Below are 13,476 nucleotides of genomic sequence, written 5' to 3'. Positions count from 1 at the left end.
ACGCGTTGAGGGTTTTTGTTTAAGTAGAAGTCACCAAAATTCGCTGGAACGTTACCTGCTAACGGATCGGCAACAGAATTTCTTGACGACCATAGAGCATTGGAACCACCTGATCCCATCCCGAACTCAGCAGTGAAACGATGTATCGCCGATGGTAGTGTGGGGTTTCCCCATGTGAGAGTAGGTCATCGTCAAGATTGAATTCCGAAACCCCTCATCGCTTACGCGATGAGGGGTTTTGTCGTTATGGGTTATCAAATAAAAAAGCCCGCTCAGGCATTCGCTCCGAGCGGGCTGTTGTGGTGCAGCATCAGTCAGCCAAACAGGCTGCGCACGTTACTCATTGCGCCATCTGCAAACCCCTGAAGAAACGCCTCAAATGCATCCCCCTCAGGCCCTCCCTCAACAGGGTCGGCAACAATCGTCCAGCTGGCGAGGCAGGTATCGCCGTCGCCGGTAGCGTCAACAGTCATTGCTGCCCACAGATTGCTGACTGGCAAGCTGGTGTGGATCAGTGACCAGGTCATATAAAGCGCTTGATCGTCCCTGGAGTTCAGTTGTTCGATGGCCACGTTGCCATCCTTGAACAGCTTGCTGCGAACCGAGCCCGGACCTTCACCGGTGACCTCAATGCTCTCCAGCGCCGGTATGAATGCCTGGAAGCCACCGAAATTGCCGACAACAGCCCATACGCTGGCCGCATCACCTGGGACTTCCACGACGGACACCACTCGGCACGTCACCGGATTCTTGATGAGTGTGTCGGGTTTCAGATTGCTGTGAAGTGTGTTCATGTCGTTCTCCATTTATCTCAGTGGGTAGTGGCTCAGATGAAGTCGATTTCTTTCAGGTAATCGCAGCCCCTGCGCAGCAACGCCGGAGTCTTTTGCGGGTATTGCTCGCCCATGCGACGAATGCCGTTCAGGGTGTTGCAGTGCTCGATCATCGAGATATCGCCGATGTCTTCTTCAAACCCGTCGAGGTAAAACCCCAGCACGCCAAACAGCGCGTTCTGGCTGTCGACGCGCCGGAGTTGCACCTGCCATTGCTCGACGCTGACCAGCTCGAACTGACGCCCGGCCTCGCGAAAGGCGTGCACGTAGTCGCTCCAGCTCAAGGGCTCGGGGTTATGCAGATTGAATACCGCATGTTCTGGTTGATAACGGCTGGCATGGAAGCCGATGAAGCGCGCCAGAAAGTCCACCGGCATCAGGTCGAAGTTGATGGCGAACGCCGGAACCTGACCCAATTGCAGCGAACCCTTGAGCATCAGCATCAGGCGGTTTTTCTGTGGCTGACACACGCCGGTCACGCTGTTGAAGGCGATGTTGCCGGGGCGATAGATGTTCACCCAGGCACCTTGGTCCCGGGCACATTGCAGGATGCGCTCAGCCACCCACTTGGAGAGGTTGTAGCCGTTCTTGATGTAGATCGGCGGGGTCGCGGCAGCGGGTCGTTCAAGCACATTGCCAGCGGCATCGATGGCACTGCAGGCAGACAGCGTCGAAACGAAATTGAAGATCTTTTTACTGCGCCCCTCACACAGCTTCAGGCATTCAAAGACCGGGGCCACATTGTCTTTGACCAGGGTTTCGTAATCCTGGACATGGTTCACATTGGCAGCGTTGTGCACCAACGCACCAAACTTGAGATCCAGTCGTTCATACACCGCTTCACTGAGCCCCAGCCTTGGCTTCGTCAGGTCAGCGGGGTAGACCTTTACGCGGCTCAGGTCCAGGTGATCCAGACGGTTTTCCCGCAGGGCATGTTCGAAACGCTGCTGTGCGCTTTGTCCAGAAGTCTCCCGCACCAGGCAGGCGATCTCTGTCGCTCCCCAATTGAGCAGCGCTTGGACGATATGCACACCCAGAAAGCCATTGGCACCCGTGACAATCACCTTATGAACATCACCCAGCCTGCTGACGGGCAATGTAGCCAGTTGAAAGTCCGGGTTGGCATCCCGCAGCGCCTGAGCACTGAGGACACCCGCCGAAGTGCCGTCGCTGTCGATCAGGCTGGCCAGCGTCAGTACTGTCGGTGCTTCGATAAAACGATTGATAGGAATGCTGCGCCCAAAGCGTTCACGAACCCCCAGCAACAGGCGCGACAGGAGGATCGAGTGGCCTCCGAGATTGAAAAAGCTTTCATCAGTCGAGATGTCGTCTGGCGGCAGCTCCAGCAGCTCGCCCCATAGCTCGAGCAGTGCCTGCTCCTGCGTAGTCTCGGGCAGACGGCGAGTGTGCTGCCCGGTAAAGCTCAGCGGTATTTCCAGAAGCGCTTTACGATCTACCTTGCCGTTGCTGGCGAATGGCATGCCGGGCAACATCGTGTAGACGGCGGGGTGCATGTAATCAGGCAGCAGACGTTGTACATGGGCCTTTAGCGCCTGTTCGTCATGCTCAATATACGGTTGAGCGAGAAACGCCAGAATTCGCCGTTGGTTGTCGATCACCACGGCAACCTGTCGATACAGTCCGCTGTCGCGCAGGCAATGCTCGATCTCCTCGGGCTCGACCCGAAAGCCGCGAATCTTTACCTGATTATCACGACGTCCGCTGAGGACGATGCCGTCAGCCGTCCACTTGGCGATATCGCCGGTGCGATAGGCGCGCATTAGCTGCCCATCCGGTTTCGTCAGCCACACATAACGCTCGGCGGTAAGCTCGGGGTTGTTGACATAGCCCAGGCACACACCGGGTCCGACGATGTACAGCTCCCCCTGAGTCTGCTCGGCCACGGGCTGCAACTGCTCGTCCAGAATCCACGCCTGGCTGTTGGCGATCGGTCGGCCCAGATGGCGGTTGCTGCTGGACGGCCCGAACTCGCAGGCGGTGACCAACACCGTGGCTTCGGTGGGGCCGTACAGGTTGTGGAAATGACATTGCCCGGTGAGTTGCACAATTACATGCGGCTCGCAGACGTCGCCTCCGGTCATGACATGTTCAAGCCCCAGCGGCTGATCCAGCGGCAGGATGCTCAACAGCGCCGGCGGCAGGAATGCATGGGTGATGCCTTGTTGCAGCACGCGGACCAACTGCAACGGATCACGCCGCTGGTCTTCATCGGGGACCACCAGTTCGGCACCACTGAGCCAGGTGGGGAAAATGTCGATGATCGACGAGTCGAAACTCAGCGTCGAGAACTGCAGCACCCGGCTACGTTCGTTCAGGCTCACATGCTCGGCATACCAGGCGGTGAAGTGGCTGAGATTGCGCTGGCTGAGCAATACGCCTTTCGGCTGCCCGGTGGTACCCGACGTGTACAGCGCCATGCAGGGCGCATCCTGATCGGCAGCGGCGCCTGTATGCGCTGAAGCTATGTCCTCGACAGACACCGCCGCGATATCCAGCGCCGGAAACTCCGCAGCGGCCAGTGGGTGCGAGCCATCGTGCAGCAACAGCATCGCCCCCGAGTTTTCCAGAATGTACTGCTGACGCTGCACAGGCTGGCCGGGATCAAGCGGCAGATATACCGCACCGCAACCCAGAATCGCGAGGATGCCCGCGTACAGCTCGGCTGACTTGCTCAGGCAGATACCAATCACCGGAGGTGCGTCGGCTTTTGCGTGCGCCAGCAACGGCTGCAGCAAGCGCTGGATAGCGAGACTGTGCGCGTGCAGTTGCCGATAGCTGAGCGTCTGGTTGCGAACGGACAGTGCCGGGCGTTCGGCAAACGTCAGCAGCGCCTGCTCCAGCCGCTCGGTGATGGGTGTTTCGGCCCGTTTCAGCAGGTGTGGTTGATCTGTCTGATTCAGACGATGCTCGAACAGCAATTGATCAACCGCCTGCAAGCCATGCTGTCGATCACTCTGGGCGGGTGTGACGCTTGTCAGACCGTTGAAATAGTCGTCGTCTCTGGATAACCGGCTGATCTGTAATGCCGTCAGATCAACCATGGCTGCGACAGCGGCATCACGCAGTACGCGCCCGTTGCCTGATTCCTCGACCGGCAGCCATTCATGAACGATCAAGCGTCGAGCTTCGGCAGCGCCATGCCAGCACAGCAGCTCCAGCCGGGGTAACCCGTACTCCAGTTCCCCGCTGATACCGAACCGCAGGCTCAGATGCGTGAAGTGGCCGAACGCACTCAGGTGTTCCTTTGTCAGGCCCAGGCTGCCGTCTTCGATCAGCACGCAGCCATCAGGCATCGTCAGCGCGCCCAGCGCCTGCTGATCGGACAGATGCCGCACGCCGTGCCCGTGGTCCTGCAGCTCGGTATTCAGTTCAGTCAGGGTCAGGCTGTGACCCATGAGCACAATCTCCAGGCGCTTCATTGCAGTGTCCCCCGAGTCGGCAGATAGTCCACCAGCGCCCGCTGCACACAAGGATCGTCCAGCATCGAGCTGTTCTTGAAGAAACGCACGATGTTGGCCACCAGTGGGTGATGGCGGTTGACTGGGAAACTCACAGCCCTGGTTTCGTCCCTGAGCGCCTGCTTGACGGTTTCCGGCACCTGCAGGTGGTCGATCAGGGTGAAGTCGAAGCCATTCTGAAGATCGTTGGTCAGGTATTGAGCGATGAACACCGGCATGATGCTGGCGATGGATTCCCGGTCCTGTTGGGGAGCGGTGTGCCAGTAGATGCGTACCAGCCGCGCCCAGAAGCCCGAGTGGCGCCCCTCGTCCAGCAGGTGGTCGGCCATCAGGCCCTTGACCGATTGCTTGACCGATTCGTCCTTGGCAAACGCCGCCACGTCATTGGTCACGGTGTTCTCCGCGATGGCGACACAGATCAGCTCCACTGCGCTGCGCAGGTGCTCCGGGGCCAGAGCCAGTGCGGCGGGAATGGCCCGGCTGAGTTCAATCTCGTCCGGCAACGGGATAGGCGCTATGCCCGTCAGGGCGATGGTCTGTTGCATGAAGTCCATCGCGACCAGTGCGTGATAGTCCTCATCGACCACCACCGTCATCGCGTCATAGCGACAGGCGAACGGGAAGCGAATCGTAAAGTGGTCCTTGGCGATGCTGCGTGCGGTCCTGTCGACGATCTCGGTCTCGAAGATCACCACATCGTTGATGAACTTGTAGAGGCTCTGTACCAAGGCGTAATCGCGCAAATGCGCGCACTCGCGGATGAATGTGTCACTGAGCACCAGCGGCTGACGGCTGAGGGGGTAGATCAGTTTTTCATCGTTCTCGACGATCCTGCGTGGACGAGTACGAATGGTGGCGCGACCTTCCCACGCATCGATGAACGACATGTAGTCTTCTGCTTTCATGATGGCTTCCTTGTAAAGGCTTCAGGGTGTTGCGAGCGGGACTTACGCGCTGGCCTGCACCAGCGGCGTTCGCATGCTCAGGCGCAGCGTGTCCCATAGCCGGATCCTGCTTTCCACAGCGGCGATGGCGGTCTGATAAACCTCTCGTTCGCGCTGCGCGTCGCCAGCGACCAGACGAGCCAGCAACTGCTCTGCAGCCGGACCGTGGTCCTCGGCGTCCACTTCGATGTGGCGTTCCAGGTAGTAGCGGAAGGTAGGGGCCTGGTCGGCGGTGATGCCCCAGTCATCGAGAATGGTCTGGAACATCTGCGGGATGACACTCTCGCGCCCATGCAGAAAGGCCGCCGCAACGCTGTGTGCTGGCGCATGCAGGGCGATGTCGAGCGTGTGTGTCACGAATGCTGTTGCTGCCTGCCCCGCGTCGACCTGCTGCAGTGCGGTTGTGTAACGCAGGCCCTGTCTCTGCAGTTCGATGAAGCGCTCGATCTGCACCGTACTTGCGCCGATCTCGCGCATCGCATCCAGATAGAGCTCGAAGTGGCTGTAGTGACCCGCGCCCAGTCGGTTATCCGATTCCTCACCCAGGACAATCTCGTTGATCAGGCGGGCAGCGGAAGCATCTGTCGGCGGCAGCCACGGCAATTGGGTGCAGGTCAGCTCCTGTTGCAGACGCTTGGTCAGCGACATGAAATCCCAGACCGCGAATACGTGGGTCTCCATAAAACGCCGGAGTACATCCAATGTGGTGATTTCTGCAAAGATTGGATGACGGCCAAGTTCAACTTTCTTGTGTGCAAGCAGTGTTTTTTCACAAGGCATGATGACGGTCCTATTGAAAGAGAACGGTAAGTAGCAATGCAGTTATTTGCGATATAAAAGTGTCGGCTGTGCAGCGATGGAACACAATGAAATACGTGGGAGCAAGGCAAGCGCAGGCCTTAAGTTTGAGGGCCCATTCGCCGCAAACATGCAACGGTTATTTCACATCCAGGCACAATGCAGTGTCCACGTTTCGAGCGCTAGCCCTTGTACAGCGAGGGCGCACCCCGGTAAGCCATCAATAGCACCGACGGCGAAGAAAACTTAAAACAAATTTATCAGGGGGTGCAATCATTTTTTAATAATATTTAACTGACTGTTTTTTTAGCATGTAAGTTGCCATATAAAACGCTCTGGATACGTTTTACAGGCGCGCAGACAACCCTCCCGACGGATAACGTCAGAATTATTAATAATGAGCGAATGCCTCGCTCAGCGTTGCCGGTATGCTGAATAATCAGGGTTCTGGATTTTTTTAATGGGCGAAGTTGGAAATGACTTCCAATGTCTGTTTGCCCCGTTCAACAACTCCTTATCCATTGAGTTCAGATGAACAGAGAACCGCTCCGATCCTGCGCGAGCCGTTCAGCCGTAGCCAGGGAACACCCTCCGGTTGGTGTCCTCAGCGCCTCGGCCGAGTTTGCCTCATTCCGGCGTTGTGCCATCTGGCAGATCAGGAAAATAGCGATAAAAACGCCATGCCCGGTTTGAGCCTGGCGATACGCTGACGAGATGTGGAGAGGAGGGCGGGAGGTACAAGCGGCCAATCCGCAGACGTTGTGTCATCGCCTGCCGGACAGACCGCCTTGATAATTCAGGCGGGATTTTTCTTTATTGCGCGGGTCGACTTGGCCTTGGTGGCCTTTTTGCTGTTCAGGTATTGAGTGACGGCCTGAACACCTCGGTTGAGGTGATACTGCAGCGCTTCGACACAGGGTTCGATCGCTTTCTGCTCGGCAAGCCGCAACAGCTGCCAATGGTCATCCTGAGAAAGCTTGCCCAGGCCCATGTCGGAAAGATTGAAACGCAGGAAGCGTTCCTCTTCGTTCAGGCCTTCTTCAACCAGACGCATGAGACGTTTGTTGTGGGTCTTGGCATACAGCGACAGGTGAAACATCCGATTGAGTCTGCCGATCTGGCCGAAATCCGTCTCGACTTCAAGCTGCTCGATATAGCCCTTCGCCGCCGCCAGATCATCGGCGTCCAGCAACGGGATAGACAGGCGCAACGCTTCGGATTCCAGCAGGATGCGCAAGGCATAGGCATCCACCGCGTCTTCGGTGATCAACGGTGCGACCACCGCACCCTTGTGCGTTTCGACACGCAACAGCGACTGCGCCTCGAGCTGGCGCAGTGCCTCGCGTACAGGCATGCGGCTGACGCCAAACAGCGTCGCCAGTTCCTGTTGGCGCAATGCCGTGCCACTTGGCAAGCTGCCATCGATAATGGCGTTTCGCAGCTTTTCTTCAATCACGGTTCTGGCAAGGTGCGCCGGAGGCTGCTCATTGCCCAGTACGGAGCCCAGAAAGGCTTCTCTATCTGATTTGCGCATTGGCCTACTTCTTCATCAACCCTGGCTGGACAGCGTCCAATTAATCGCTTTGTTGCCGACAGACTAGCCAAGACTTGCCGGTACGTCGCGAAAATACAAACATCATCCTGTTTAACGGCGAACGCCGGATCGCGCTGCAGTCCGGTGAACTCGATAAGTACGCGCCTATCTTAGCGCTCATCGGCTCTGCGTACCGAGCGCGCGTTCACAGGTAACAGGAGTTTCACATGTTGTTTTTATGACGGTGCGCTCTGAAACGACCGTTCCAGAGCGCATCAGGGCTTCGCTCGCGGCATAAGGCCGCAGGCGTGATCCTCTCAGCGCGTCAGGCGGCCGGAGACGAAGTGCTGAACGTCATTGAAGCCGGGCGTCGACGCATGGCCGGGTGTCACCAGCGAATCGATGAACGCTTCGTCTTCAGCGGTGATATCCACCGTGAGTGCTTTGGTATAACCGTCCCACTGCTGCTCGGTTCTTGGGCCGACGATGGCTGAGGTCACGGCCTGGTTGTTGAGCACCCAGGCAATGGCGAACTCGACAATGCCGACCCCTTTGTCCTGCACATACGCCTGAACTCGCTGCGCGATACGCAACGACTCCATACGCCATTCGGTTTCCAGCAGCCGCTTGTCCTGGCGCCCGGCGCGGCTCTCGCTGTCGGGGGCGATGTCCGGAGCGTATTTGCCGCTGAGCACACCGCGTGCGAGCGGGCTGTAGGGCACGACGCCCAAGCCGTGGTACGCGGCCGCAGTGATCTGCTCGACCTCAGCCTGGCGATTGACGATGTTGTACAGCGGCTGGCTGATGACCGGCCTGTCCACACCCAGGCGTTGCGCGACGTTGACGATTTCGGCAATTCGCCAGCCGCGGAAGTTCGACACGCCCCAGTAACGGATCTTGCCCTGCCGGATCAGATCGCCAATCGCCGACACCGTCACTTCCAGCGGCGTGTCGTGATCTTCCTTGTGCAGGTAATAGATATCCACATAGTCGGTATCGAGCCGCCGCAGGCTGTTCTCGATGGCGTTGAAAATATGCTTGCGGTTCAGACCGGCCCGGTTGGGCACGCCGTCGGCCGGGCCGATGGCGACCTTGGTGGCCAGCACCCAGTCACTGCGCTGTGCCGCGATGGCCCGGCCGACGATTTCCTCCGAACGCCCGGCGTTGTAGACATCCGCCGTGTCGATGAAATTGATGCCCTGATCCCTGGCCTTGTCGATGATGCGCAGCGACTCTTCGGCGCCGGTCTGCTCGCCGAACATCATCGAGCCGAGTGTCAGTGTGGAAACCTTGAGGCCGGACTGGCCAAGGGTTCGATAATTCATGCTCAGCATCTCCATGTCATTCAGGCGAGCTCAGGTAACCCCCACGCCTTGAGCGGGAAGTCGGCCAGCGAGCCCAGCAGCAGGTCCGCATGCTCGTATTGCTCGACCGGCATGTGCGAGTCCGGCACAGCCACGGCGTACATCCCGGCAGCCTTGGCGGCGGTCACACCGAACGGCGAGTCTTCGAAGACCACGCAATCGGCGGGCGAGACGCCGAGACGGCGGGCGGCGACCAGAAAGATGTCCGGGGCCGGCTTTGCGGCGCCTACTTCCGGATCGTCGGCGGTGACGACGGTGTCGAACAGCTCGAACCATGCGCGGTGCAGGGTAGTCTTGGCCTCGAAGTAATGCACAGACGAGCTGGTGCCCACGGCGATGGGAATATTGTGGGCTGCCAGATGCCGGACCAGCGCCTCGGCTCCGGGCATTGCCGGCGCTTTGGGGAAACGCTCTTCGAGCATAGGTTCACGGGTTTCGAGAAACTCGTCGATCGACATCGGCAGCTCCAGCGCCTTGATCACGTAGTCCGAGAAGTCCCGGGCACCGCGGCCAATGGTGTGCTGCTTGACGGACCAGTCGAAGGTGCGACCGTGGCGACTGGCAATCAAGTGGGTGACTTCGGTGTAAACCCCCTCGGTGTCCAGCAACAGGCCATCCATGTCGAAAATGACGGCCTTGATCGGGCCTCGTTGTGTTTGCTGCTCGCTCATGTGATCACGTCCTGTTCCCAAATTCGTTTCAGCCTAACGTTTCCGGGAAGGCTGTGGCTAGGGTCTGTTTCAAAACCTTTCCGCGGGATTGGCGTGCGCAACAAAAGGCACAAGGCCATGTCCAACGCGCTTACAGAACGGCTACGCGCCCACAGAAATGGCCATGAAGGCTGGGCTGTCGGGATCTGCCGATGATAGTCTCTCGCGGCTTTCAATCGGCGCTGCCGGTCCCGGTACGACTTTCCCATCATCAGAACGGATATCTTCACGTCACTATGAACAAATCAGCAGGTATAGCGATTGGCGTCATCGTCGTAGCGGGCGCACTGGCTACGGCCGGTGCCTGGTACACCGGCAATCAGCTGGAAGGCGCGCTGAACGACTCGATCAGCAAGGCCAATCAGGAGCTGGCGAAGTCGTTCAAAGGCACGGACACCAGCGTCAAACTGGAAATGCTCTCGCTCGACAAGCACTTCTTCAGCAGCACGGCGCACTATCGCGTCGACATCCAGAACCTGTCCGATAGCACCCAGGGCGGCCAGTTTCTGTTCGTCGACCATATTGAGCACGGCCCCATTCCGCTGTCGCATCTGAAGACCCTGAACCTGCTGCCGGTCATGGCCCTGAGCAATTTCCAGATGGAAAAAAGCCCCAGCGCCGAAAAATGGTTTGCCATGAGCAAGGACGTTCCACCGCTCACGGGCCAGGCCAGCATCGGCTATGACCGCGCCACCAAAGGCACACTGCAGATGGCCCCGCTGGAAATGACCGACGTCGACGGCACGTTCCGTTTTTCAGGTCTGGACCTGAACGCCGAGTCGTCGGCCGACGCGGAAAAATTCAGCCTTGCGGGCAACATGGACAATCTGCAACTCAATGTCGCGTCGCCTGACGGTCCGGTCAGCATCGAGATCAAAGGCATGACCTTCGACACGGGCGGCACCAAAGGCAAGTCCGGTTTCTATCTGGGCCATACCAACATGAAAATCCAGAACGCGGGTTTCCAGGTGGTGGGCAAACCACAGGTGCAGATCCGGGATTTCACCAACACCAACCTGGCGCAGGAAGATGCCGGTAACCTTGCAGCGCAGATCAATTACGATGCCGGCATGATTGCCTACGCCGGCAAGGACGTCGGTTCTGCGCACATGGGCTTCAAGATCGCCAATTTCGATGTGCTGGCGACTCAGGCGCTGTATCAGTTGTATCAGGATAAAATCCTGCCTCAACAGCAACAGGCCGCGCTGGAGAAGCGTCCGTTCCGCCTGGAGCTGAACACGGCTGATCAGGAACTGATGAACACCCAGATGAAAACGCTGCTGGCGGCCAAACCGCACATCGAGCTGGAAAAACTCTCGCTCAAGACCAGCAACGGTGAAAGCCACATGCGTATCGCCGTGGACCTGGCCGATCCAGGCCCGCTCGATCAGCCTTCCGATGCGCTGCTCATGAAGAGCCTGGGCGAAGTCAACGCCAGGGTCGTCCTGTCCAAGCCGATGATTCGCGATCTCGCGACCCAGCAAGCCATTCGTGAAGGCCAGACCGACCTCAAGGTCATCGCTGATCAGGCCAAGGCCGCTGGCGACATGGCCAGCGCAATGGCCGAGATGATGCAACTGGCCAAGGTCGACGGCGACAACATCGTCTCCGACCTGCATTACGCCAACCAGATGGTCGACTTCAATGGCCAGAAAATGACCGTGCAGCAGTTCATGAGCAACGTCATGGGCAAGGTCGGCGTGCTGGGTAACCAGTAAGCCGCCTGCGACACGGTCTGCCGTCAGGACGGGCGATGTGCCGTCCTGACACCAGGCGTCGCTACTGAGTCAGCCCGCGCAGGGTATCCGCCAGTTGCCGGGTACGCTGCGAGGTGCCCGCCGTCATATCGCTGGAGCCTTCCAGTTCCGACAGCAGCCCCGTCAGCGTTCCAACCTCAAGGGACTGCTCCTCGATGTGCTGCGCCACCTTGCGAATTTCCTCGGCCAGACGCTCGATATCGGTGCCGATGTCGTTGGCGTTCTGCGACGTCTTCTGCGCAAGCTGGCGCACCTCATCGGCCACCACTGCAAAGCCACGTCCCATTTCGCCCGCCCGCGCAGCCTCGATGGCAGCGTTCAGCGCCAGCAGGTTGGTCTGCCCGGCGATCTGCTGGATCATCTGCACCACCGACTGAATGCGCAGGCTGGACTTGGCCAGCTCCCGCGAGCCGAGCACCACCTCGTCAGCCTGACTGACCAGGCTTTTGACGGTGTTGCCCGCTTTGTCGATAACCGTTTCCTGCTGGGTGATGGTCTGCGACAGCTCATCCATCGAAACATGCAGCTCGCCAGAGTAATGGCGCAATTGAGCGGCGATTTCTTCCTGATCCTGATGGGCCTTGACCAGCACATCGCCCAAGTCGCTCAGGCCACCGAACACCGGACGGATCTGCTCGTCCAGACCGCTCGGGTCAATGGTTTGCACGAAGTTACGCTGCTTGAACTGATCGATCTGCTTGACCACCACATGGCTCAGACCGGCCAGCTTCTTGATCTGCCGACGCAGAAAGAACGCCTTGAACTCGCCGTAATAGGCGATGAAGTTATCGATGTAGTCGTCGCGGAACGGCTGCCCTTCGGGCACCTTGAAGAAGAACACGGCGGTGAGCGTCTGGTTGAGGTTCAACCCGAGAATCTCGCCAAAGGTCGAGAAGCCCACCACCGGCGTCGCACCGAACACATCGTTCATCCGGCCCAGTTCACTGCCGTTGTTCAGGCGCCGCAGGATGCAGTCGCTCAACAGGCCGAGCAGCGGCTTTCCGGACTTGCCCTGCAGAAAACGCGCGAAGTCCTTGCGCGTGGTGTCGATCATGGACGTTCGTTTGACCATCACCAGCTCTTCGCCGGGTGCCACGTCGCAGAACAGGTGAACCCGCTCGCTTTCATAATCGATGCGCGCAATCGAGCGCACGAACAGCTCTTCGCCTACCCGGATGGCGAACGAGTACTGCGCCAGCTTGCCTTCCAGCTCATGCCGCTCGCACTTCAGCGCGTCACACAGCGCCGCAACCATCGTAGTGATCTCGCCTCTGGGGTTGACCACTTGGCTGATGTAACGATCTTCCAGGGAGGCCGTCAGCACACTCAGGCTCAGTGGCGTCGGCGCGAAGTTCTGGCTCTTGAAGACGCCGAAGCGCACGTTTTTCGCGCTCTTGAGAAACACCACCTGAGCATGGTTTTCGTAGCTGCGTTTGCCGTCGTGAATCAAGGTCTTCTTGAAGTCGCCTTTGCCCCCCGCAGAACCGCCCACGAACAGGCACGGAAAGCGCCCGGACTCATACAGCGCTTCCATGAAAAACGACTCCGACGCCGACAGCCCGTCGAACGTGACGTAGGCCAGCGTATCGCGGTGGTCGATGGGGGTGTTGATCTGCGTGCGCTTGATCGAGTCGGTCAGGCGCGCAATGCGCTCACGCATCGACAGCCGCTTGCCCGCACCGCGAATGTCTTCGCTGTGCAGCGGAATGTGCACCACCTCCGCACTCTTGATGACGCTTGAGTCAAACAGCGCGAGGACGATCCGGTCCCACTGGTTATCCGCCGCGCAGTACAGCGAATCATTGCCCGAGCACAGTTCGCCTGACGTTGTGCACAGGCTGATCTTCGCGTTGGGAAAGCGCGTAGCGACAGACTTGGCCACCTGATCGAAGTCGACGTGCGGCGAAACGAAACCGGTCAGATAGACCGGATCGAAGCTCAGCGCAGACAGCTTGGCGTTCAATTCCCGGGCGGACGTAATGACACTGATGGCGCCTTCGGTCCGCGATGTGCCGGCCCGAAAACGAGATAAAAGGCTCATGGTTAAACCCGTAAAG

The 13,476-nt window shown here is 58.8% G+C and carries 8 protein-coding genes, 1 rRNA gene and 2 pseudogenes; 2 read left to right on the top strand and 9 right to left on the bottom strand.

Annotation, left to right across the window (positions count from 1 at the left end):
- Positions 1 to 81 precede the first annotated feature (81 nt).
- A 5S ribosomal RNA gene (rrf, locus tag PI739_RS23855) occupies positions 82 to 197 on the top strand.
- A gap of 117 nt (positions 198 to 314) precedes the next feature.
- On the opposite strand, the gene PI739_RS23850 is transcribed toward rrf, so the two are convergent.
- The 7 genes from PI739_RS23850 to PI739_RS23820 all read right to left on the bottom strand — a co-directional run bounded on the left by PI739_RS23850 (position 315) and on the right by PI739_RS23820 (position 9,623).
- Positions 315 to 794 carry an SRPBCC family protein gene (locus PI739_RS23850; protein ID WP_054081396.1) on the bottom strand — a complete coding sequence of 160 codons (480 nt, stop codon included), beginning with the start codon at positions 792 to 794 and terminating at the stop codon, positions 315 to 317.
- 32 nt (positions 795 to 826) lie between these two features.
- Positions 827 to 4,273 carry a non-ribosomal peptide synthetase gene (locus tag PI739_RS23845; RefSeq protein WP_054081395.1) on the bottom strand — a complete coding sequence of 1,149 codons (3,447 nt, stop codon included), beginning with the start codon at positions 4,271 to 4,273 and terminating at the stop codon, positions 827 to 829.
- Positions 4,270 to 5,217, bottom strand: coding sequence for a diiron oxygenase (locus PI739_RS23840; RefSeq protein ID WP_003434950.1), 948 nt, complete (start codon positions 5,215 to 5,217; stop codon positions 4,270 to 4,272). Before PI739_RS23840 ends, PI739_RS23845 begins: the two co-directional genes overlap by 4 nt.
- Positions 5,218 to 5,259: 42 nt before the next feature.
- Positions 5,260 to 6,036 carry a DUF3050 domain-containing protein gene (locus tag PI739_RS23835; protein WP_003434947.1) on the bottom strand — a complete coding sequence of 259 codons (777 nt, stop codon included), beginning with the start codon at positions 6,034 to 6,036 and terminating at the stop codon, positions 5,260 to 5,262.
- Between the two features lie 814 nt (positions 6,037 to 6,850).
- Positions 6,851 to 7,588 (bottom strand): GntR family transcriptional regulator, encoded by a 738-nt coding sequence (locus PI739_RS23830; protein ID WP_044310692.1) that lies wholly within the window; start codon positions 7,586 to 7,588, stop codon positions 6,851 to 6,853.
- A gap of 317 nt (positions 7,589 to 7,905) precedes the next feature.
- Positions 7,906 to 8,913, bottom strand: a complete 1,008-nt coding sequence (locus PI739_RS23825; RefSeq protein ID WP_003434940.1) for an aldo/keto reductase — start codon at positions 8,911 to 8,913, stop codon at positions 7,906 to 7,908.
- Positions 8,914 to 8,933: 20 nt separating this feature from the next.
- The gene (locus tag PI739_RS23820; RefSeq protein ID WP_054081394.1) at positions 8,934 to 9,623 is read right to left on the bottom strand and encodes an HAD-IA family hydrolase; all 690 of its coding nucleotides are present in this window, start codon (positions 9,621 to 9,623) and stop codon (positions 8,934 to 8,936) included.
- 275 nt (positions 9,624 to 9,898) lie between these two features.
- Here PI739_RS23820 and PI739_RS23815 point away from each other — a divergent pair, with 275 nt between their 5' ends.
- On the top strand, positions 9,899 to 11,380 hold the full coding sequence (locus tag PI739_RS23815; RefSeq protein ID WP_003372995.1) for a YdgA family protein: 1,482 nt from the start codon (positions 9,899 to 9,901) through the stop codon (positions 11,378 to 11,380).
- A 61-nt stretch (positions 11,381 to 11,441) separates the two neighbouring features.
- Here the strand turns inward: PI739_RS23815 and PI739_RS25060 are convergent.
- Both PI739_RS25060 and PI739_RS25055 read right to left on the bottom strand, forming a co-directional pair.
- Positions 11,442 to 11,798, bottom strand: a pseudogene (locus PI739_RS25060) (methyl-accepting chemotaxis protein); the annotation flags it as partial.
- Positions 11,799 to 12,353: 555 nt separating this feature from the next.
- A pseudogene (locus PI739_RS25055) lies at positions 12,354 to 13,460 on the bottom strand (FIST signal transduction protein); the annotation flags it as partial.
- Between the last annotated feature and the right edge of the window lie 16 nt (positions 13,461 to 13,476).

Origin of the sequence: Pseudomonas cerasi, from assembly GCF_027983475.1 — a bacterium.
Lineage (GTDB): Bacteria > Pseudomonadota > Gammaproteobacteria > Pseudomonadales > Pseudomonadaceae > Aquipseudomonas > Aquipseudomonas cerasi.
The sequence above is the reverse complement of the archived record's forward strand: the minus strand, read 5'-3'. Positions and strand labels throughout refer to the sequence as shown.

Coding starts and splice junctions, on each gene's coding strand:
- PI739_RS23830 (WP_044310692.1), bottom strand. CDS start 7,588: ATGCGCAAATCAGATAGAGAAGCCTTTCTGGGCTCCGTACTGGGCAAT.
- PI739_RS23815 (WP_003372995.1), top strand. CDS start 9,899: ATGAACAAATCAGCAGGTATAGCGATTGGCGTCATCGTCGTAGCGGGC.
- PI739_RS23840 (WP_003434950.1), bottom strand. CDS start 5,217: ATGAAAGCAGAAGACTACATGTCGTTCATCGATGCGTGGGAAGGTCGC.
- PI739_RS23825 (WP_003434940.1), bottom strand. CDS start 8,913: ATGAATTATCGAACCCTTGGCCAGTCCGGCCTCAAGGTTTCCACACTG.
- PI739_RS23845 (WP_054081395.1), bottom strand. CDS start 4,273: ATGAAGCGCCTGGAGATTGTGCTCATGGGTCACAGCCTGACCCTGACT.
- PI739_RS23850 (WP_054081396.1), bottom strand. CDS start 794: ATGAACACACTTCACAGCAATCTGAAACCCGACACACTCATCAAGAAT.
- PI739_RS23820 (WP_054081394.1), bottom strand. CDS start 9,623: ATGAGCGAGCAGCAAACACAACGAGGCCCGATCAAGGCCGTCATTTTC.
- PI739_RS23835 (WP_003434947.1), bottom strand. CDS start 6,036: ATGCCTTGTGAAAAAACACTGCTTGCACACAAGAAAGTTGAACTTGGC.